The following is a 20,379-nucleotide window of genomic DNA, read 5'->3' on the forward strand; positions in this document are numbered from 1 at the left end:
GTCGATGTCGGACAGGGCGTGTACGTGTGCGGGCGGGGCGTCACGCCTCGAAGCGGTACCCCATGCCGGGCTCGGTGATCAGATGGCGGGGGTGTGACGGGTCCGCCTCCAACTTGCGGCGCAGCTGCGCCATGTAGACCCTCAGGTAGTTGGTCTTGGTGCTGTGGCTCGGCCCCCACACCTCCTTGAGCAGGCGCTGCTGGCTGACGAGGACGCCGGGGTCGCAGATGAGGATCTCCAGCAGGTGCCACTCGGTCGGGGTGAGCCGGATGTCGCGGTCACCGCGCCGGACCTTCTTCGCCACGAGGTCGACCGTGAAGTCGTCGGTCGTGACCAGGGACCCCGCCCCTCCGGTACCCGCCCGCGCGGACGACTCCTCCAGACGGCGGGTGGCCGCGCGGAGCCGCGCGAGCAGCTCGTCCATGCTGAACGGCTTGGTCATGTAGTCGTCCGCACCCACGTCCAGCGCACGGATCTTGTCCTCGGACCCGCTGCGGGCGGAGAGCACCAGCACCGGAGCCCGGTTCCAGCCGCTCAGCGCCCGGATGAGGTCGATGCCGTCCATGTCGGGCAGCCCGAGATCCAGCAGGATCACGTCCGGTGGCTCGGTGGCCGCGAGCCGGAGTGCGGTGGCGGCGTCGTGGGCCGCGGCCACCTCGTACGTGCGCGCCTTGAGGTTGATCATCAGGGCGCGCGCGAGCTGCGCGTCGTCCTCGACGACCAGGACCCGGGTCATCGGCGTACTGCCTTTCGTCGTGAGCGTGGCGTCGGATGCGCGTCGGGAGCCGGCAGCCGGGGCGTTCCCCGGCTGCCGGCTCCCGTACGTCGGGCGTAAGGCCATCAGCCCTTGGCCGCCGTCAGGTTCTTCAGCGCGGTGTTGAGCTGGAGGACGTTGACGCGGGGTTCGCCGATGAAGCCGAGGATGCGGTCGTCGGTGTGGTCGGCGACCAGCTTCTCGACCTGGGCGACGCCGAGGTGGTTCTTCTCGGCGACCCGGTGGACCTGGAGCTTCGCGTACTCCGGGGAGATGTGCGGGTCCAGGCCGGACCCGGAGGAGGTGACGGCGTCGGCGGGGACGTCGGACGGCTTCACCTTGTAGTCGGCGGTGGAGTTGTCCTTGACGACGGCGGCCTTCGCGTCCGTCACCCACTTGATCAGGTCCTCGTTGTCGCCGGAGCGGTTGGTGGCGCCGGAGAGGATCAGCTTGTACCGGGTGTTGACGCTGTTGCCGCCGAGGCCGTTGGAGGGGCGCGGCTGGAACCACCTCAGGTCCGGGGCCGCGGTCTCCTCGCCGTCCTTGAGCGGCAGGTTGTAGGTCTGGCCGATGAGTTCGGAGCCGACGACCTTGCCGTTCGCGTCCTTGATCTCGGAGCCGTTGGCCTTGGACGGGAAGGCGAGTTGGGCGATGCCGGTGACGGCGAGCGGGTAGAGGACGCCGGTGATCACGGTGAGGACGAGGAGGGCGCGGAGCCCGGCCCAGAGCACGCGTCCTGTGTTTCCTGCGGAGTTGTTCATCGCGGGTCAGCCGATTCCGGGGATGAGGGAGATGAGGAGGTCGATGAGCTTGATGCCGATGAACGGGGCGATCAGGCCGCCGAGTCCGTAGACGCCGAGGTTGCGGCGGAGCATCGAGTCGGCGCTGCTCGGCCGGTACCGCACGCCCTTCAGGGCGAGCGGGACGAGCGCGATGATGATCAGCGCGTTGAAGATGACGGCGGACAGGATCGCGGACTGGGGCGAGGCCAGGCCCATGATGTTGAGCTTGTCGAGCGACGGGTAGGCGACGGCGAACATCGCGGGGATGATCGCGAAGTACTTCGCCACGTCGTTGGCGATCGAGAAGGTCGTCAACGCGCCCCGGGTGATGAGGAGTTGCTTGCCGATCTCGACGATCTCGATGAGCTTGGTCGGGTTGGAGTCGAGGTCGACCATGTTGCCGGCCTCCTTCGCGGCCGACGTGCCCGTGTTCATCGCGACACCGACGTCGGCCTGGGCGAGCGCCGGGGCGTCGTTCGTGCCGTCACCGGTCATCGCGACCAGCTTTCCGCCGGCCTGCTCGCGCTTGATGAGGGCCATCTTGTCCTCGGGGGTGGCCTCGGCGAGGAAGTCGTCGACACCCGCCTCCTCGGCGATGGCCTTCGCGGTCAGCGGGTTGTCACCCGTGATCATGACCGTCTTGATGCCCATGCGGCGCAGCTCGTCGAACCGCTCCCGCATGCCCTCCTTGACGACGTCCTTCAGGTGGATCACCCCGAGGACACGGGCACCCCTGTCGTCCTCGACCGCGACGAGCAGCGGGGTGCCGCCGGCCTGGGAGATCGAGTCGGTGAGGTTCTGAGCGTCGGCCGCGACCGTGCCGCCCTGCTCCTCGACCCAGGCGACGACCGATCCGGTCGCGCCCTTGCGGACCCGACGGCCGTCCACGTCCACACCCGACATACGGGTCTGGGCGGTGAACTCGATCCAGGTGGCGTGCGCCAGCTCGCCCTGGTGGCGCTCGCGCAGCCCGTACTTCTCCTTGGCGAGGACCACGATCGAGCGGCCCTCGGGGGTCTCGTCGGCGAGGGAGGAGAGCTGGGCGGCGTCGGCCAGTTCGGCCTCGGTGGTGCCCTTGACCGGGACGAACTCCGACGCCTGGCGGTTGCCCAGCGTGATGGTGCCCGTCTTGTCGAGGAGCAGGGTGCTCACGTCACCGGCGGCCTCGACCGCTCGGCCGGACATCGCGAGCACGTTGCGCTGCACGAGCCGGTCCATGCCGGCGATGCCGATCGCCGAGAGCAGGGCGCCGATGGTCGTCGGGATCAGGCAGACGAGCAGGGCGGTCAGCACGATCATCGAGGTCTGCTTGTCGGCCCCGGCGTAGATCGCGAAGGGCTTCAGGGTGACGACGGCGAGCAGGAAGACGATGGTGAGGGACGCCAGGAGGATGTTGAGGGCGATCTCGTTCGGGGTCTTCTGCCGCGCCGCGCCCTCGACCAGGTTGATCATCCGGTCGATGAACGTCTCGCCGGGCTTCGTCGTGATCTTGATGACGACCCGGTCGGACAGCACCTTCGTACCGCCCGTGACCGCGCACCGGTCGCCGCCGGACTCGCGGATGACGGGGGCGGACTCGCCGGTGATCGCCGACTCGTCGACCGAGGCGACGCCCTCGACGACGTCACCGTCGCCGGGGATGACGTCTCCGGCCTCGCAGACCACGAGGTCACCGATCCTGAGCTCGGTGCCGGGGACGCGCTCCTCGCCCGTCTTCGTCAGACGGCGGGCGACGGTGTCGGTCTTGGCCTTGCGCAGGGTGTCCGCCTGGGCCTTGCCCCGGCCCTCGGCGACCGCCTCCGCCAGGTTGGCGAAGACCGTGGTGAGCCACAGCCAGGCGGTGATCGCCCAGCCGAACCAGTCCCCCGGGTTCTTGACCGCCAGTGCGGTGGTGACCACCGAGCCGACGAGCACCACGAACATCACGGGCGACTTGACCATCACCCGCGGGTCGAGCTTCCTGATCGCGTCCGGGAGGGACTTGACCAGCTGCTTCGGATCGAACAGACCGCCGCCCACGCGGCCGGAGGCCTGATGTCCCGCGGACAGGTCCTCGTGCGGCACCGTGGCCGCCGTGGCGGTAGACGACTGGTTCACAGCGCCCTCTTGCTTCTTCACGTCGATGTTCATGCCGCGAGCCCTTCGGCGAGCGGTCCCAGGGCCAGGGCCGGGAAGTAGGTGAGACCGGTGATGATCATGATGGTGCCGACCAGGAGGCCGGTGAACAGCGGCTTCTCGGTCCGCAGGGTGCCCGCGGTCTCGGGTACGGGCGTCTGCTCGGCCAGCGAACCGGCCAGGGCGAGCACGAACACCATGGGCAGGAACCGCCCGAGCAGCATCGCGATGCCGATGGTCGAGTTGAACCACTGCGTGTCGGCGTTCAGGCCGGCGAAGGCGGAGCCGTTGTTGTTGGCGCCCGAGGTGTAGGCGTAGAGGATCTCGGAGAAGCCGTGCGCGCCGGAGTTGGTCATCGAGTTCGCCGGCGTCGGCAGGGCCATCGCCAGAGCGGTGAAGCACAACACGAGCGCCGGGGTGACCAGGATGTAGAGCGCGGCGAACTTGATCTCGCGGGTGCCGATCTTCTTGCCCAGGTACTCCGGGGTGCGGCCGACCATCAGACCGGCGATGAACACCGCGATGACCGCCATGATCAGCATGCCGTACAGGCCGGAGCCGACGCCGCCGGGCGCGATCTCGCCGAGCTGCATGCCCAGCATCGTGATCCCGCCGCCGAAGCCGGTGTACGAGGAGTGGAAGGAGTTCACCGCGCCGGTCGAGGTCAGCGTCGTGGCGACCGCGAAGATCGACGAACCGCCGATGCCGAAGCGGGTCTCCTTGCCCTCCATGGCGCCGCCGGCGATGTCGAAGGCGGGCCCGTGGTGGGCGAATTCGGTCCACATCATCAGCGCGGTGAAGCCGAGCCAGATGGTGGCCATGGTGGCGAGGATCGCGTAGCCCTGCCTGATCGAGCCGACCATGCGGCCGAAGGTACGGGTGAGCGCGAACGGGATGACGAGGATCAGGTAGATCTCGAAGAGGTTGGAGAGCCCGTTGGGGTTCTCGAAGGGGTGGGCCGAGTTGGCGTTGAAGTAGCCGCCGCCGTTGGTGCCCAGCTCCTTGATGACCTCCTGCGAGGCGACCGCGCCGCCGTTCCACTGCTGCGAGCCGCCCGTGAACTGGCCGACCTCGTGGATCCCGGCGAAGTTCTGGATCGCACCGCAGGCGACGAGGACGAGCGCGCCGATCACCGAGATGGGCAGCAGGATGCGTACGACTCCGCGCACCAGGTCGGCCCAGAAGTTGCCCAGTTCACCGGTGCGGGAGCGGGCGAAGCCACGGACGAGGGCCACCGCCACGGCGATCCCCACCGCCGCCGAGACGAAGTTCTGCACCGCGAGGCCGCCGGTCTGCACGACGTGCCCCATGGCCTGCTCGCCGTAGTACGACTGCCAGTTGGTGTTCGCGACGAACGACGCGGCCGTGTTGAAGGCCTGGTCCGGGTCGATCGACACGAAGCCGAGCGAGCCGGGCAGCGACCCCTGCACCCGCTGCAGCAGGTAGAGGAAGAGGACGCTCACCGCGGAGAAGGCGAGCACCCCGCGCAGGTACGCGGGCCAGCGCATCTCGACGTTCGGGTTCGCGCCGATCGCCTTGTAGATCCACTTCTCGGGCCGGTAGTGCTTCTCCGAGGAGTACACCTTGGCCATGTGGTCACCGAGCGGCCGGTAGGACAGACCGAGCGCGACGACCAGGGCGAGGAGCTGGAGGATTCCAGCCAGGACGGGACTCATATCCCCCGGAGCGGAAGCGACTGATGTCACCGTCAGAACCTCTCCGGCTTGACGAGGGCGAGGACGAGATAGGCCAGCAGGCCGGCGGCGACCAGCAGACCGACGATGTTCTCGACAGTCACAGCTTCGCCACCCCCTTGGCGACGAATGCCACCAGCGCGAAGATCGCGACCGTGGTGACGACGAAGGCCACGTCGGCCATCGTGAGCTCCCGGATGTGAGTGGTTGAGATGAGTGATCCGTTCGGACCTGTTAGAGGAAATCGCGTTCCAGCCACCACGCCGCCGCCGTTGACGTCCCCCTAACGTGCACCGCGGCCGTCTTGACACATCCCGTACGCGACCCCGCCCTGGATCCCGCGTCGTCGCCGTCACCTGCGGCGACCACGCCCTCCTGGCCGGCGCCCCCACCGCCCTCGCCCGGGGGCATCACCGACGGCATCACCGCCCGGGGCCGCGCCGCCGCCTGGAGCTGCTCCCGCGCCCATCGCACCAGCCGCCTCCTGGCCCGGACCGCCGGCTTCCGTCTCGCCCGCGAGTACGTCCACCACACGACCGGTCCGGTGGCCGTCAGCGCTCCGTCAATTCTTCGGACGGCCGCGTAAACACGGCGTACGAGCTCGGTGGTACGGCCGGGCCGTGGTCCTAGCGTGGGGGCCATGAAGCCGCTCCCCCGCATCGTCCGTCCCGTACCGGACGCCTCCGGCGACGTCCTGTCCGACGCGGGCTGGCCGGGAGAGGCCCGCGCCGCCGTCGGATGCGCGGCCCTCCTTCTCGTGGTGTCGGTGACCGTCGAGGCCGGCACGCACCACCTGACCCTGCTGCGCGCCGTGGGATCGATCGCTCTCGCGTCGGTCCTGCTGGTGGTCCTGCTGCCCGCGCGGGTCACCGCCACGCCGGACCTGCTGATCGTCCAGGACCTGTGGACGACCAGGACGGTCCGCACCGACCGGCTTTCGACCGTGGCCTGGCCGGCCACGGGCACCTCGCTTCGCGTGGTCCTGAGGGACACGGAGGGCGGTCGAGCGGAGGTCGGCCTGCGCGTTCTGACCGCCAATCCGGCGCTCTGGCTCCGTCTGGAGGCCGGGGCCAGGACCTCGACGCAGCGCGGCACACTGAGCCGCGACACCAGCGATCTGACCCGGCTCTCCCGCCACGTCCACCGCGAGGCGGCGCGGTCGGTCCTCAAGGTGTCGGGGCTGGGCTAGGGCCTGTCTGACCGTTCGCGTCGGATCAGGCCGGGCGTCCGGTGCGTGCGATCGGCGTGCGGCGCGAGCGGGGCGGGCTGAGCCACCCGTTCGCGGCCGGTCTCCGGCCGGCCGCCTCCGGCCGCGCGACCTCCGCGTGGAAGGCCGGCGTCTTCTGTGCCTCCCGTCCCGAACACGTCGAGGTTCAGGAAAAGAGGTGCTGCTCGAAGAAGGCGGCGGCCTCCCTGCCCATCTGTACACGGACGGCCGAGTCGGCGGGTTCCGGCATGAAGAAGTCTTCGTGGCGGACGTCGGGGCCCGCCGAGCAGCCGCTTGCCCTGGGGATGTGGTCCAGGTAGGGCCGGGTGTCGACCTCGTAGGGGTTGACCGTGTCCGCTCCACCCCAGCGGATCCCCACCGGCACCTGCACGGTCGCCAGGCTCTCCCGGGTCACGAGACCGCCGACTCCGGGAGTCGCTTGGAAGACCGCCAGGACTCGGCGATCTCCGGCAGGGGAACCGCCCCACGACACGGAAACCCGCCTCGTGGAGCGGTCCCGCCAACCACTCCACGCTGCTGGGGGCTGCGGCCCGGAGATCACCATGGCGGCATCGTAGGTTCGGCCCGAACGATGAGATCGGGTCACAGCCAAGCGTCGATCGCGGCGAGCGGGGCGGTGGCCTCGAGGCGGACGGACGTCCACGTCGGCCGACGGCTTCAAGCGGCCGCCGTGAGCCGTCCGGCCCGCCGGACAGGCGCTAGAGGCCGATGTCGCGGACCCGGAGGTCCTCCAGGGTCTCGCGGCGCACCAGGACCCGGGCCCGGCCGTCGAGGACGGCGACGACCGGCGGGCGGCCGACGAGGTTGTACGAGGAGGCCATGGCCAGGTGGTAGGCGCCCGCCACCGGCACCGCGAGCAGGTCGCCCGGGTGGGCGTCGGCCGGCAGCGGCACGTCCTCGGCGAGGACGTCGCCGGCCTCGCAGTGGCGGCCCACCACCGTCATGCGCTCGGCCTCGGCCGGTGAGTGACGGCCGATCAGGCGGGGCGCGTACCGCACTCCGTACAGCGCGGGCCGCGGGTTGTCGCTCATCCCGCCGTCCACCGCCACGAACGTCCGGCCGGGCGTTCGCTTCACCGCGAGCACCCGGTAGACGGCGACGCCGGCGGGGCCCGCGACGGCGCGGCCCGGCTCGATGATCAGACGGGGGACGGGAAGCCCTGCCGCCGCACAGCTCTCGGCGAGTTCGGCGCGGACCCTCGCCGCCAGTCGCGTCAGGTCGAGCGCCGGCTCGCCGGGACGGTAGGCGATCCCGTGGCCGCCGCCGAGGTCGAGCTCCGGCAGCGCGATCCCGTGGGTGTCGCGGACGCGGGCCATGAGGCCGACGAGGCGGCGTACGGCCACGAGGTACGGCCTGACGTCCGTGATCTGCGAGCCCAGGTGGCAGTGGAGTCCGGTGAGTTCGAGCTGCGGCTGGTCGAGGATGCGGGCGATGGCGTGCTGGGCGTGGCCGTCGCGGAGGGACAGGCCGAACTTCTGGTCGTCGGAGCCGGTACGGATCTTGTGGTGGCCGCCCGCGCTGATGCCGGGCGTCACCCGGACCATGACCTTCTGGTGGCCGCCGGTGCCGACCGCGGCGGCGATGCGGGCGATCTCGGCGGGGGTGTCGATGACGATCCGGCCCACACCGAGGCGGAGCGCGAGCGCCAGGTCCTGCGGCGACTTGGCGTTGCCGTGCAGCAGGATCCGGTCGGCCGGGAATCCGGTGGTGACGGCGAGCTCCAGCTCGCCGGCCGAGCAGACGTCCAGGCCGAGCCCCTCCTCCTCGATCCAGCGGGCGAGGGCGCGGCACAGGAACGCCTTGGCCGCGTAGTGGATCCCGGCGTCGGGGAAGGCGCTGCGGTAGGTGCGACAGCGCTCGCGGACCTCGGCCTCGTCCAGGACGTAGACGGGGGTGCCGTGGCTCTCGGCGATCCCGGTCAGCGACACGCCTCCCACGAGGACGTCGCCATGAGGTCGCTCGGCGGTGGTCGCGGGCCAGACGGAGCGGTGGCCGTCGGTGCCGACGGCGGTGTCGGTCGGGACGACGGGCAGGGGAAGGGTGGTCATCGCCGCGGCCCCTTTCACTTCGCGAGTACGGCGAGCGGCCGCGGGCCCGACAGGGGCACCGCCGCGGGAGCGGCCGACGAGGCCGGGGCCGGGGCGGTGAGGACGGGGTCGATCCGCAGTTCGCGGACGCCCAGCGGCTCCATGAGCGCGCGCAGCGCCGGTTCGGCGAGGACGATCCACGGCTGGGCCGCGCCCAGGACGGCCCTCAACCGCGCCGGACCGGTGAAGGCGACGGCGGTCCGGCCGCCGACCGGCGTACGGAAGAGGCGGGTCACACACCCGCCGGAGCCCGGCCGGACGGGCACGCAGAGGCGTCCGGCCGGGAGTTGTTCTCCGGGCTCGGGCTCTTCTCCGTACAAGGCAGCTGACGACATGGCTTCCTCCGAGGTGGAAACGAGACCCCGGACGCGGTCGCACCGGGGTGTCACCGACGCTATTCCCGTTCCTCACCTGCCCCGGCGGCCTCCTGACGCTCCCCTGACGGCATCCGCCCGAATGGATACGCCGCCCGTACACCGCTCCCGCCTGGTCTGCCCGTTCCCGCGAGAAGGCGCTCGCTCGACATCAGCCTGCCTCTCCGGCCCCCGATCCGATGTCGCCGAAGCCGCCACGCACCCAGGTCCGGCCGACGAGGTGGGGCAGTCGGCCGCACGCTTCGACGGAAGATCGACTTCCCCGCGGAGCACACCCCCACGAAACTGAGGGGAGGAGCCCCGCGAGGAAGGCTGAGGTGCCGGATGACGGAATCGGAGGAGGGGGCCCAGGCGATCCGCCTCGTAGCGGAGCGGCTGATCAAGGCGCATCCCCATGTGGACGTCGGCCTGATCCAGGGGTCGGTGCGGACGGCGTACGAAGAGCTCAAGTACGCACGCGTGCGGACGTACCTGCCGGTCCTCATGGAGCGCCGGGCCAGGGACCTCCTGCCCTCCGCCGGACAGGGCGAACTCGAGACCTGACGATCGGCCGTCACGCACCCGTGCGCCACGCCGGACCTGAGGCTGCCGGTGCCCGTGCGAGGTGCGCAGACTCGGCACCCGCGCCTGCTCGCCCTGCTCTTCGGAGACCCGCTCCAGGCACCTCTCGGCCCAGGCCGGCGGCAGCGCCTTGGTGACGGGCGGGTGTTCACGGTGAAGGTCGTCTGTCACCGGTCGTCCTGCGGCGGATCGGGCAGCGCCAGGCACAGTGCGTCCATGGCTGCCGCGAAGGCGTGCTCCGGCGGTGTGCCGTAGCCGATGACCAGGCCGTCGCGCGGTGGCATCGTGCTGTCGGGATGGCGATAGGGGCGCAGCCCGTCGAGCGCCAGTCCCTGCCGTCGGGCCGCGCGCAGGGCAGCGTCCTCGGTGCCCTCGGGCAGTTCGAGGACGGCGTGCAGGCCGGCCGCGATGCCGCTGACCCTGATGTGCGGGGCGCGTTCGGCGAGCGTGTCGACCAGCAGGTCGCGGCGGCGCCGGTAGCGCTGTCGCATGCGGCGCAGGTGCTGGTCGTAGGCGCCGCGGGCGATGAAGTCGGCGAGGGTGAGCTGGTCGACGACGCCCGACCACATCTCCCGGGGCCCCTTGGCGGCGAGTACGTCGTCGACGAGCCGGCCCGGCAGCACCATCCACCCCAGCCGCAGCGCCGGTGACAGGCTCTTGCTGGTCGAGCCGATGTAGACGACCCGGTCGGGGTCAAGGCCCTGCACCGCGCCGACCGGCTGGCGGTCGTAGCGGAACTCTCCGTCGTAGTCGTCCTCCACGAGCAGCCCTCCGCTGGAACGAACCCAGTCGATGACTGCCGTCCGGCGTTCCGGGTGCAGCGGTCCGCCGGTGGGGAACTGGTGCGCGGGGGTGAGCAGGACGGTTTTCACGCGGGCGTCCGGCACTTCGTCGATCCGCGCGCCGTGGGGGTCGACCGTCAGCGGGACCGTGCGCAGGCCCATCCCGTCGAGGATGCCCCGGTGAAAGTCCAGCCCGTACGACTCCACCGCGACCGGGCCTTCCAGCACACCGCCCAGCAGCCGGAGTCCGTGGGCGAAGCCGGAGCAGATCACGATCCGGTCGGGCTCCGTGCGCACGCCCCTGGCGCGTGCCAGGTACTCGGCGAGGGCACCGCGCAGCTCGGCCCGGCCGCGCGGATCGCCCACGCCGAATGCGTCGTTGGGCGCGGCGGCGAGGGCCCTGCGGGCGGAGGTGAGCCAGGCGGCGCGCGGGAAGGCGGCGGCGTCGGGCGAGCTGGGCATCAGGTCGTGCTCGATGCGTCGGCGGGGCATGCCCTGGGAGCGGCGCGCGTGGTCCGGCCGGAGCGGTGTGGTGCGCCGGGCGACCTGGGTGCCGGAGCCCTGGCGGGCGGTGAGCCAGCCTTCCTCGACGAGTTCGGCGTAGGCGTCGGCGACGGTATTGCGGGCGACGCCCAGGTCGCGGGCGAGGCTGCGGTAGGGCGGCAGCCGGGTGCCGGGGGCGAGCCGGCCGGAGCGGATGGCCTCCCGCAGGGCGTCCATGAGCCGGCTGCGCAGACTTCCCTCCCCGGAGAGTTCCAGGTGGAGGTCGGTTCCCGCAGCTGGGTCCGGCCGGCTTCGCTCGCGGGGGGACTCCGGAGAATTGACCCATGCTTCCACCATGGAAATGCACCCTACCCTGGGTCGCTTCCGCTCTTAGGTTCATGGCATGACAACGTTTCAGGTGCCTCGGCGCATGAACTTCTCCACCGTCGCCCCCAGGTGTGCAAGGCCGCCCTCGAGGCCGTCACCCTCTTGCCCGAGGGCGTCTCCGATGAGGTCTACGCCGAGGATGGCCGACCCACGGGGCCACCGCCCCGCCCGTGCCATGCCACGCCATGCCATGCCCTGGAACGCTCACCTCACGAAGGGCTGATGGAGCCCTGACCACCCTCGACGCACCGGTGTCCGCCGCCGGCGAGCGATCGCCCGTCAAGGGCCGGCTCGCCGTCCTGGCGGTGACCTTGGGCATCTTCGCCCTGATGACCTCCGAACTGCTGCCCGTGGGCCTGCTCACCCCGGTGGGCTCCGCCTTGGACGTGTCCGAGGGCACCGCGGGGCTGATGGTGACCGTGCCCGGGCTGGTCGCCGCCGTCGCGGCGCCCCTGGTCACCGTGGCCACCGGTCACGTCGACCGCCGTATCGTCCTGGCGGGCCTGGTCGGTCTGGTGGGCGCGGCCGACCTCGCCTCCGCTTTCGCGACGGGCTTCGCGGTCGTCCTGGCCGCCCGCTTCCTGATCGGCATCAGCGTCGGCGGCTTCTGGTCCATAGCCGGCGGCATCGCGCTGCGGCTGGTGCCCGAGAAGCACGTCCCGCGGGCGACCGCCGTCGTCTCCTCCAGGACGACGGCGTCGGCGACAGCATGATCAGCGCGCTCCTGCTGACCTTCGGCGTCGCGGGCATATGCGGCAACTTCATCGCCGGGGCGCTCGTCGGCAACACAACCGTCACCGCAGGCGCCGTCCTGATCCTGTGGGGCCTTGGCTACGGCGCCGTACCGGTGAGCTTCCAGACCTGGATCCTCGGCGGCCTCGCCGTCGAGGGCATCGCCACCACGAGCGTGCTGTGGATCGGCGCGGCCCTCGCCGTCCTCACGCTGCTCGTGGTGGGGCGGGGCGAGAAGTAGCGCAGGGTGGGGAATCGGGATGCCGGAGAGGCAGTCGACGGCGCAGGCGAGGTAGAGGTCGACGCGGTCGCGGCCGGTGAGGTGTTCGATGCGGTAGTGGAGCGTGCTCACGTGGATGTGGAGCGCGGCCGCCGTGGTCCGCCAGGCTCCGCTCTCGCCCAGGAACACCGTCAAGGTGTACGAGGTCGGCGCCTTCGACGTGGGCGGTGCAAGCCGACGCCGGTGGAATCCAGGTGCCTCGACGGGCGGTGGTCGGGTAGCGTGCGGGCCATGTCGAGTCCTGAGTCAGACAAGGTGGGGGCTTTCGGTCACGCCGTCAGCCCCCTGAACCACTGAGCTCCTAGACCTGCCGTCGCGCCGCGTTCTGCGGTGCGACGAGCGCGCCCTCAAGGGCTGGCCGCGGTGACGAGATGACCTTGTCGTGCTTCTCCTCGCCCCGGAGCCACTCGATGCCTCTTCCGCTGTACCTGCTTGCCGTGGCCGTCTTCGCCATGGGCACCTCGGAGTTCATGCTCGCCGGCCTCCTGCCGGACATCGCCTCCGATCTCGACGTCACCGTCGGGACAGCAGGCGTGCTCACCTCGGCCTTCGCGATCGGCATGGTCGTCGGAGCCCCCTTTGTGGCCGCGGTCGCCCGCAACTGGCCCAGGCGCTCCAGCCTGATCGGGTTCGTCCTCGCTTTCGCGACAGCCCACGCCGTGGGCGCCGTCACCACCAGCTTCCCGGTCCTGTTCGCCACCCGGGTCGTCGCCGCGCTCGCAGACGCGGGGTTCCTCGCCGTCGCCTTGACGGCTGCCGCCACCCTGGTCCCGCCCGACAAGAAGGGACGTGCGCTGGCCGTGCTGCTGTCCGGCACGACGACCGCCACGATCGCCGGTGTCCCCGGCGGCTCGGTGCTCGGCACGCTGCTCGGCTGGCGGGCCACGTTCTGGGCCGTCGCCGCTCTCTGCCTGCCCGCAGCCCTCGGCATCCTGAAGGGAATCCCGGCAGGGCGGACGAAGGAACAGATGACCGGCGGACCGGCCCTGCGAGCGGAACTCGCCCAGCTGGCACGGCAGAGGTTGCTCCTGGTGATGCTGCTGGGCGCGCTGGTGAACGCGGCCACCTTCGCCGGCCTCACCTTCCTCGCCCCCGTCGTGACCGACACCGCCGGGCTCGGTGAACTGTGGATCTCCGTCGCCCTGGTGCTCTTCGGCATCGGGGCCTTCGCCGGAGTGACGGTCGCCGGTCGGCTGTCCGACCAGCGCCCCGGCCCGGTCATCGCGGTCAGCGGCCCCCTGCTGCTCATCGGCTGGCCGGCCCTGGCCGTGCTGGCCGGCGAGCCGGCCGCGCTGCTCGCCCTCGTGTTCGTCCAGGGCGCCCTGTCGTTCGCGCTGGGCGGCACCCTGATCACGCGGGTCCTCTACGAAGCCGCGGAAGCCCCCACCATGGCCGGCTCGTACGCGACCGCGGCACTCAACGTCGGCGCCGCCGTCGGCCCCCTCATCGCCGCGACCACCCTCGGCACCACGGCCGGGAACCTCGGGCCGCTGTGGTCGAGCGGATTCCTGGTCGCCGTTGCCCTGCTCATCGCGTTCCCCCTCCGCACGGTGATCGCGGCCGGCCCGAGCACCGAGGCACTCGAGTGACGTGGAGGGGCGTCGGGTGGGGCCTCCACCGACATCGTGGTCCGCGCGCAAGCGGGGGGTGTTCCCAGATCCGACCTGTGGCGCACCCGTGCGCGCTCGTGTCCTTGCGTCGATAATTGCACTGCGAAAACCCCGCTCGTCAACCCACCTGTTCAGCTCTCCAGGAGGTATCCATGAGGATGTTGATCAACGTGCCCTAGTTTGGTGCGGCCGCAGGTCAGGGCCATGCTGTGGAGCCGTTGGTCAGCAAACTCCCAGCATGAGTCAGGAGCGGTGTCAGTGGCGACCAAACTCATCCGTGGGATGGGCAGTTTCTTCAAGACCTGCAGCTGCAAACGGCAGGGCGGATGCGCACACCCCTACGCTATCCGGTTCCGCGACGGAACGGGACGACAGTGCGAGGAGTCGGGCTACCCGACGCAGGACGACGCCCTCGATCGCCTCACGCAGATCTACAGGGAGAAGCGCAGCACTCCCGTGCAACAGTCCGAGATGAAGCGCACGCTGGGCAAGCAGCGTTTCGGGGAGTACGCAGGCGCCTGGTTGCCGCGCCAGCGACATTACGCACCCGGCACAGTACGCACGGTCAAGCAATTGCTCGACCGTCAGATACTCCCGACCCTCGAGTCCCGCCGGATCCACAGCTTCTCGCCGACCGTCGTCGACGACTTCATCATGTCGATGGAGGAGCGCAAGGTCGGCCTGGCCACACAGCAGAACGCCTTCGACACCCTCAAGAAGATCCTCCGGGACGCCCACCACAGGGGCGGGATAGCCGACGATCCCCTCCGGGGTGTTGTCCCACCGGAGTACATCCCCACTCGAATCACCATCCCCACCGTGGAGGAGATCCACGCCCTCAAGGAGGTCGCGTCCAAGGCCCTTGTCGTCGTCATCGACCTGATGTCCGGGTGTGGGCACCGGAACGGCGAAGCGTTCGCAGCCAGCCTCGAAGGGATGGTCGCCGACGACGTGTACCGCATCACCGAGCAGATCGAAGGGAGGACCCGCCAGCGGGCCCCGCTCAAGCACCGCAAGGCTGGCGACTTCCGCGAGGTCCCCATGCCGACGACGGCCCGGGAGTCCCTCCTCAGGTATGCACACGACGTCGGCACGGACCAGAACGGGTTCTTGCTGCGCACTCAGCGCAGCCCCTACTGGGCATACTCGACGCTCGACTACCAGTGGAGCGCAGCCAGGAAGCGAGCAGGCATCACACGGAAGCTGAACCCGTACTCCCTACGCCACTTCTTCGCTTCAAACTGCCTGTCCAGGGGAATCCCCATCACCGACGTGGCCGAGTGGATGGGGCACTCGAACATCAACATGACGTATCGCATCTACCGTCACCTGATGCCAGCATCCATCGGCCGTGCGGCCAAGGTCCTTGAGGCCGGACTCTAACGGAAAGCCAAAAGGGGCCGGGCTTTCCACCCGGCCCCTCCTTCACGAGACCTTCTGTTGCTGCGCCCACCATTCAAGGTCCTCGATCTTGAACTTGAGCCGCCCTCCGAAGTAGTAGCGAGGGATGCCGTACCTCCGTGAATCGCGGTACATCCAACGCTGAGACATGTCCAAATATTCGGCCGCTTCAGCGATCCCAAGGAACCGGCAACCCATAGGGCACCTCATCTCTCACCAGTGGTTCGGCCCCGATGGTAGGGAGCTAAAGCGGCCGCCCCTAATAAGACCGTGTCCTATGTGGTGAGGCGGTCGTTGAGGTCACCATGGGGCGGGGTACGTGGAGTTGGATTGTTCCGGACGGGCTGTGGAAGATCGCAAAGCCGCTGATCCCGCCCTCTCGGGTGCGGCCGCAGGGCGGCGGGACGCGGGACACGCCTGATGAGACGCTGTTCGCCGCGATCATCTACGTGCTGGTCTCCGGCTGCGCCTGGCGGGCCTTGCCGCCCTGTTTCGGGGTCTCGAAGTCGACCGCCCACCGCCGGTTCCTGATCTGGTCCAGGGCCAGCGTGTGGGGCCGGCTGCACGAGGAGATCCTGCACCGTCTCGACGACGCCGGCCTGCTCGATCTCTCGCGTGCGGTCCTCGACTCCGCCCATGTGAGGGCGAAAAAGGGGGCGAACTCACAGGTCCGAGCCCCGTGGACCGAGGCAAGGCGGGTTCCAAGATGCACGTCCTGTCGGACGCGAACGGACTGCCCCTCCTCGTCGGCGTCTCGGCCGCCAACACCCACGACAGCCAGGCCCTGAAGCCCATGGTGCTCGGCCACCAAACGAGACACGACCCCCACCGCGGCCGTCACTTCAAGCCCCAACGCCTTCATGCCGACAAGGCCTACGACATACCTGAACTGCGGAAATGGCTCCGCGGGAAACGCATCGGGGTCCGCATCGCCCGCAAGGGCATCGAGTCCAGCGAACGACTCGGCCGGCGTCGGTGGGTGATCGAACGGACCATGTCCTGGCTGACCGGCTACCGCCGACTCAACCACCGCTACGAACGACACCCCCGCAACTACCTGGCCTTCCTCGGCCTCGCAGCCGCCATCTGCTGCTACAAACGACTCGTCCGCCTCACCACATAGGACACGGTCTAAGGACGACACGTCAAGGAGAGGGCTCCACGGAGCCGTCAATAGACTTTTGTGGTTCCGGAAGTTGAAGCAGGGAGGGCTCGTAAACCCGATAGTGAGTTTCGCATAGCCACACGTACTGGCCAGTCGGCAAATAGACGCGTCGAAGCCCACGGAAGTCGCGGCTACTATCAAGCTTGAACAGCATTTCCCGAAATCGACGCAGCGCTGCCCCTTCGGCAGGTGAAAGTTGATCGTCGGCCTCTTCCGCAGCTTCTGAAATCTTCAGTGGAGCTGCAGCATCGGCGAGGGCCTTCATTAGAAGCGAGCTGTCCTTCAAGTCCTGAGCATCGAGCAGGCCTCCTAGGTTCCCCGCAATGGGAGCAAGAACGGACACAGCTTTCGCGGTGAATCGCAAATAGGGTGCAATATCGGCGACCCATTCCTTTGTCACGCCAAGGCTATAGGGTTCGCCGATTGGATGTTGGCTTCCTGGCTCCTCGCACCAAAGTTGTAGCAAATGACCCTCCTTCCAAAGCTTTCGAGCATCGTAAGCCTTCGACTCGACCCGACTTAGGGTAAAAAGCGTTGGGCAGTCCGTGACTTCGACGTTGGTGGCTTTCATGAAAAGCAACATAGCGCGTAGCACCTGGTCAATACTTGCCACTTCGCCATGCAGTAGTCGTAGACTCTCGACCATTGCAAATTCTTGTTGCAATTGCTTGGCGGCCGGGAATCCGAGAAGTAGTTGATTCACGTCATTCTCGGCCAGGCACTCGGTACAGACAAGCTCCAAGGTTCCATCTGAGCGCAATTTTTCAAGGTTTTCTATGGGAAAGGATCCCTCACATTGACCAATATGGTCGGAGTAAGTAAGGCAGGGGACCCGGATGCGATATGCCAGCCCGGGCCAGCGGATTCTAATTAGATGCTGCAGGGTGTCCCTGAGTACCGAGAATATGAAATAGTGTGAGCCTCCCACTGCCCTGATGGAAAGGCGAGTTGGGGACAGTAGCTCAACGAGCGCTTTCGCGTCGTACTCTGGATGGGTGAGCAAGAATCCCTGTCGCCATTGCTTTGAGCTAAACCGCCTTGTCCTCACGGTCATCCACGGAATCAGTCCGGTCGGACGGTGAGCGAAGTCGCAGTAGAGTGATAGCTCGGGACCGGAATCCGGCCACGTGAATTCCGGCTTCACGTAGGGGACCAGTTGGGCTATTAGGCTGGCATCCTCTTCGGGGATTCTGTAAGAAACGTCGAACTTCTCCATCAGTCGCAAAAAGTACGGGTGAAGCTTTTCGTCGTATCCTATCTCGCCGCCACCCCAGATTCGGGCCAGTGAAGCATGGGACAAGATGCCCTGATTCTGTCGCGTCTCGGGATCCTCGAATACACAACTGATCGCCTTTGTTAGCCATTCTGGCTGGAGAATCAGAATATCGCGCAATTCTTGATCGTCTGGATAGTAGACTATATATCCTAGATCATTAAGAAGCGGGGCGATAGCTTCTGCTTCGAGTTCGTCAACGTTATGTCGATCGCAAATTCGGTCGAACGTTGCGCGCTTGACGTAAGGGCTGTCCGACCGCAGCAATTCTTCCTGGACGTCGAGCCACCTGCGGCTGATGCGCTCGCCCATACGCGGCAGAGTGTGCGCCATAACTGCGAGCTTTGTCTTAAGCTCCCTGATCCCTTTGCCGCTCTTGCTGTCAATAGCTAGACTTCCGGCCAGGATATCCCCGTACTTTCTCCGAAGCTGAGAATAATCAATCTCTGGAGACCGGCCCTCATCGGCATACGTGGAGACGAGCAAAACGCGAGCATTCTCGCCGCACCTTATCTTGATTCGCTTAAGCCAGTCTTCGACAAAGTTAGCTTCCTGACCCTCCCTTGGACGCCAGACCACAAGATAGAGTGCACCCTTACTGAAGAAGAATTGATGTGTGATTCGATATACCTCCTGCCCGCCGAAGTCCCAAGAGCGTATAGTGACTTCCTCTCCTTCTTCCTCCTCCTTCTCTTCGGAATGCTCATCCCTGACTTTGAATGTATGGATCTCAATGCCATGTGTTGTAGGTCGGCCCTCAACGAAAGGGTTTCCTCTCAATGCTTCGATCATGGACGTCTTTCCTATATTTCCTTCCCCGACAAGAATTAGCTTGGCTTCACGGTATGGCTCTGCATCAAGTGACCGAAGGTAGGCCAGCAAATGTGAGGTCTGGCGCTTCGCGAGAAGCTCGATGGTCTCGTTGAAGAAATTTCCATTCAGTCGCAAAGTGATTTCGTTTGGTAGCCCTCCCAGCTCGACAGGAAGTTCAGTGAGATGATTGTTGCTTATATCTAGGTGCCGGAGCGACCGAAGGGCGGTGATACGGCCCGGCGGTACGAAACCCGGGTTCCCACCCAGCTTCAGCTCCCTCAACTGTTGCAATTCTGCGATATTTTGAGGAAGGGAGCCGAGGAGGTTGTCGGAGAGGTCCAGATATTTCAGATTACTGAGCTCGCCAATAGTTGAACTGACTTCCTCCAGGCCATTTTTCGCTACAGTGAGTGTAGTCAGGCATGGAAGGTGTACTTCCGGGATTTCTAGAGATCTTATGCCGTTGCCATCCAGGGACAAGTACTCTAGTGATGCCGAGATGTCCAAGCCATGCGGAAAGAAGCGCAATCTGTTTCTATCCAGCATTATCTTCTTGAGGTTAGGAAGCTGATCTATTGGAGCTCCATTTAGGTCCTCAAGACGGTTATTGGTAAGATCTAGGGTGTGCACGCCAGAGAGATTCCCTCTATCCCAAGTCTCATCTGGAATGCGCGTTAGGCCAAGTCCTGACAAAGCGAGGGTCCCTGTGTCTCTCGCTTGCTCGACGGCATACTTAATAGGATCCTGCTCGGCTGTCATGTCTAGTGACTTCCGTTCGAACAGCATCGACGGGGTTCGGTGATTCCAAATGGGCTGGCATCGGCAGCATGCGCCCTTCTCCCATGATGCTCTCCGGAGCCGATCGTTGCATCTCAACCAATTTGTTTAATCGGCCACAACAGCCAGCAGAGTCATGAGACCTGCGGAGCCGCACCCGCCTGCACTGTCTCCCGGTTGCTCGAGTACCGAGATGGAATGAGCCTTCTCCAACCTCATGCTGACGCGTGATGGAGGACGAGTACTGCCTGGACGATCGCGGTGATGCGGTCGGTGCCGCAGCGGAGCTTCCGTAGGAGTCGCCAGCTCTTCAGGACCGCCATAGCCTGCTCGACCAGGCAGCGGATCTTGGCATCTTGGCGTGACTGCTGTTGTGCCGGCGCTTCCACCGCTTGAGCCGACGGCCTCGGAACGGGACGCGGACGGGTGGCCGGCTCCCTGGTGCGCCCTGTCCGCCCAGCACTTCAGCTCGGCCGCGGCGAGCGCGTCGATGATCCCGTGGGTCCGTGCCGCGGTCAGGTCGTGGACGGACCCGCCAGACATCGCTTGTACCGCTTCTGACCTTGCCGTTCGCGTCGTAGCGCTTCGTGCGCAGCCAGATGTTCTCCAAATGGGAGGGCGCCGCTTACCACGCGACGCCCTCCTGCGCAAACATGCAGGTCACAGGCTCGGTTCGCGCGAGACAAATCGAGCGCGAACGCGCTGGTGCTGACCTGGTGCTGACTTCCGCTGGCGTCCGTTCCGGTCCGTTCGGGTGCGTCGTGCTGGATCGGTGCTGACCTCACGCACCTTGCCGCCCGACAGGTGTCCGCTCACTTGGTGCGGCCGTCATTCCTCATTACCGTCCTCGCGAGCAGCCGAAGCAAGCATAGGGGAATCGTTTATGCCTGAGCCGATGTGGGACGTCAAGGCGCTTGCCGCCTATCTCGGGAAGCCAGCTTCTTGGGTGTACGACAACCACCTCAAGGAAGAGCTGCCGAGCTTTCGCGTAGGCCAACAGCTTCGATTCTCTCCGGCCGAGGTTCGGCAATGGCTGGAAGAGCGATGCCGACTGGTCGCATGAACAGCAGGCTCAAGCGAC

19 protein-coding genes and 3 pseudogenes are annotated in these 20,379 nt (G+C 67.3%); 8 read left to right on the forward strand and 14 right to left on the reverse strand.

Annotated elements, in window-relative coordinates; all coding sequences use genetic code 11:
• Positions 1 to 40: 40 nt before the first annotated feature.
• The 6 genes from GGE06_RS11595 to GGE06_RS42010 form a co-directional block, all read right to left on the reverse strand.
• Positions 41 to 736, reverse strand: coding sequence for a response regulator (locus GGE06_RS11595; protein ID WP_184930751.1), 696 nt, complete (start codon positions 734 to 736; stop codon positions 41 to 43).
• Between the two features lie 104 nt (positions 737 to 840).
• Positions 841 to 1,515, reverse strand: coding sequence for a potassium-transporting ATPase subunit C (locus GGE06_RS11600; protein WP_116162785.1), 675 nt, complete (start codon positions 1,513 to 1,515; stop codon positions 841 to 843).
• A 6-nt stretch (positions 1,516 to 1,521) separates the two neighbouring features.
• The gene (gene kdpB / locus GGE06_RS11605) at positions 1,522 to 3,666 is read right to left on the reverse strand and encodes a potassium-transporting ATPase subunit KdpB (protein WP_184930752.1); all 2,145 of its coding nucleotides are present in this window, start codon (positions 3,664 to 3,666) and stop codon (positions 1,522 to 1,524) included.
• Positions 3,663 to 5,327 carry a potassium-transporting ATPase subunit KdpA gene (gene kdpA, locus GGE06_RS11610; protein ID WP_184930753.1) on the reverse strand — a complete coding sequence of 555 codons (1,665 nt, stop codon included), beginning with the start codon at positions 5,325 to 5,327 and terminating at the stop codon, positions 3,663 to 3,665. The genes kdpB and kdpA overlap by 4 nt, the downstream gene beginning before the upstream one ends.
• Positions 5,328 to 5,359: 32 nt before the next feature.
• Complete coding sequence (gene kdpF / locus GGE06_RS42470; RefSeq protein WP_116162779.1) at positions 5,360 to 5,449, reverse strand: K(+)-transporting ATPase subunit F; 90 nt, start codon at positions 5,447 to 5,449, stop codon at positions 5,360 to 5,362.
• A complete protein-coding gene (locus GGE06_RS42010) occupies positions 5,446 to 5,607 on the reverse strand; it encodes a hypothetical protein (RefSeq protein ID WP_181924930.1) in 162 nt (53 codons plus the stop codon). The genes kdpF and GGE06_RS42010 overlap by 4 nt, the downstream gene beginning before the upstream one ends.
• A gap of 42 nt (positions 5,608 to 5,649) precedes the next feature.
• On the opposite strand from GGE06_RS42010, the gene GGE06_RS11620 reads away from it, so the two are divergent.
• Positions 5,650 to 5,931: a hypothetical protein gene (locus GGE06_RS11620; RefSeq protein ID WP_184930754.1), complete on the forward strand. Its 282-nt coding sequence runs from the start codon at positions 5,650 to 5,652 to the stop codon at positions 5,929 to 5,931.
• Positions 5,932 to 5,985: 54 nt separating this feature from the next.
• Positions 5,986 to 6,534: a hypothetical protein gene (locus tag GGE06_RS11625; RefSeq protein WP_181924724.1), complete on the forward strand. Its 549-nt coding sequence runs from the start codon at positions 5,986 to 5,988 to the stop codon at positions 6,532 to 6,534.
• Positions 6,535 to 6,718: 184 nt separating this feature from the next.
• Here GGE06_RS11625 and GGE06_RS11630 read toward each other — a convergent pair whose 3' ends face one another.
• The 3 genes from GGE06_RS11630 to GGE06_RS11640 form a co-directional block, all read right to left on the reverse strand.
• On the reverse strand, positions 6,719 to 6,967 hold the full coding sequence (locus tag GGE06_RS11630) for a hypothetical protein (RefSeq protein ID WP_246532486.1): 249 nt from the start codon (positions 6,965 to 6,967) through the stop codon (positions 6,719 to 6,721).
• Between the two features lie 304 nt (positions 6,968 to 7,271).
• On the reverse strand, positions 7,272 to 8,621 hold the full coding sequence (gene lysA / locus GGE06_RS11635) for a diaminopimelate decarboxylase (protein ID WP_116162773.1): 1,350 nt from the start codon (positions 8,619 to 8,621) through the stop codon (positions 7,272 to 7,274).
• Positions 8,622 to 8,635: 14 nt separating this feature from the next.
• Complete coding sequence (locus GGE06_RS11640) at positions 8,636 to 8,995, reverse strand: SAV_915 family protein (RefSeq protein ID WP_116162771.1); 360 nt, start codon at positions 8,993 to 8,995, stop codon at positions 8,636 to 8,638.
• A gap of 363 nt (positions 8,996 to 9,358) precedes the next feature.
• On the opposite strand from GGE06_RS11640, the gene GGE06_RS11645 reads away from it, so the two are divergent.
• Positions 9,359 to 9,577, forward strand: coding sequence for a three-helix bundle dimerization domain-containing protein (locus GGE06_RS11645; protein WP_116162769.1), 219 nt, complete (start codon positions 9,359 to 9,361; stop codon positions 9,575 to 9,577).
• A 185-nt stretch (positions 9,578 to 9,762) separates the two neighbouring features.
• Here GGE06_RS11645 and pdxR read toward each other — a convergent pair whose 3' ends face one another.
• Positions 9,763 to 11,217 carry a MocR-like pyridoxine biosynthesis transcription factor PdxR gene (gene pdxR / locus GGE06_RS11650; RefSeq protein WP_184930755.1) on the reverse strand — a complete coding sequence of 485 codons (1,455 nt, stop codon included), beginning with the start codon at positions 11,215 to 11,217 and terminating at the stop codon, positions 9,763 to 9,765.
• Positions 11,218 to 11,477: 260 nt separating this feature from the next.
• Here pdxR and GGE06_RS44050 point away from each other — a divergent pair.
• Positions 11,478 to 12,220: pseudogene (locus tag GGE06_RS44050) on the forward strand (MFS transporter).
• Positions 12,221 to 12,304: 84 nt separating this feature from the next.
• Here the strand turns inward: GGE06_RS44050 and GGE06_RS44055 are convergent.
• A pseudogene (locus GGE06_RS44055) lies at positions 12,305 to 12,388 on the reverse strand (helix-turn-helix domain-containing protein); the annotation flags it as partial.
• A 281-nt stretch (positions 12,389 to 12,669) separates the two neighbouring features.
• On the opposite strand from GGE06_RS44055, the gene GGE06_RS11665 reads away from it, so the two are divergent.
• Both GGE06_RS11665 and GGE06_RS11670 read left to right on the forward strand, forming a co-directional pair.
• Positions 12,670 to 13,848 (forward strand): Cmx/CmrA family chloramphenicol efflux MFS transporter, encoded by a 1,179-nt coding sequence (locus GGE06_RS11665; protein ID WP_184930756.1) that lies wholly within the window; start codon positions 12,670 to 12,672, stop codon positions 13,846 to 13,848.
• A gap of 279 nt (positions 13,849 to 14,127) precedes the next feature.
• Positions 14,128 to 15,252, forward strand: a complete 1,125-nt coding sequence (locus tag GGE06_RS11670; protein WP_312883107.1) for a tyrosine-type recombinase/integrase — start codon at positions 14,128 to 14,130, stop codon at positions 15,250 to 15,252.
• A 42-nt stretch (positions 15,253 to 15,294) separates the two neighbouring features.
• Here the strand turns inward: GGE06_RS11670 and GGE06_RS11675 are convergent, their stop codons facing one another.
• Complete coding sequence (locus GGE06_RS11675; protein ID WP_312883108.1) at positions 15,295 to 15,480, reverse strand: helix-turn-helix domain-containing protein; 186 nt, start codon at positions 15,478 to 15,480, stop codon at positions 15,295 to 15,297.
• Positions 15,481 to 15,575: 95 nt separating this feature from the next.
• On the opposite strand from GGE06_RS11675, the gene GGE06_RS11680 reads away from it, so the two are divergent.
• A protein-coding gene (locus GGE06_RS11680) for an IS5 family transposase (protein WP_184930758.1) occupies positions 15,576 to 16,393 on the forward strand; the annotation gives its coding sequence in 2 pieces (ribosomal slippage) (positions 15,576 to 15,918 and positions 15,918 to 16,393; 819 coding nt in all).
• Between the two features lie 22 nt (positions 16,394 to 16,415).
• On the opposite strand, the gene GGE06_RS11685 is transcribed toward GGE06_RS11680, so the two are convergent.
• On the reverse strand, positions 16,416 to 19,280 hold the full coding sequence (locus GGE06_RS11685) for a COR domain-containing protein (protein WP_184930759.1): 2,865 nt from the start codon (positions 19,278 to 19,280) through the stop codon (positions 16,416 to 16,418).
• Positions 19,281 to 19,513: 233 nt separating this feature from the next.
• A pseudogene (locus GGE06_RS42480) lies at positions 19,514 to 19,832 on the reverse strand (transposase family protein); the annotation flags it as partial.
• Between the two features lie 349 nt (positions 19,833 to 20,181).
• Here GGE06_RS42480 and GGE06_RS11695 point away from each other — a divergent pair.
• Positions 20,182 to 20,361 carry a helix-turn-helix domain-containing protein gene (locus tag GGE06_RS11695; RefSeq protein ID WP_184930760.1) on the forward strand — a complete coding sequence of 60 codons (180 nt, stop codon included), beginning with the start codon at positions 20,182 to 20,184 and terminating at the stop codon, positions 20,359 to 20,361.
• Positions 20,362 to 20,379: the final 18 nt, after the last annotated feature.

The organism is Streptomyces nymphaeiformis (genome assembly GCF_014203895.1).
Taxonomy (GTDB): domain Bacteria; phylum Actinomycetota; class Actinomycetes; order Streptomycetales; family Streptomycetaceae; genus Streptomyces; species Streptomyces nymphaeiformis.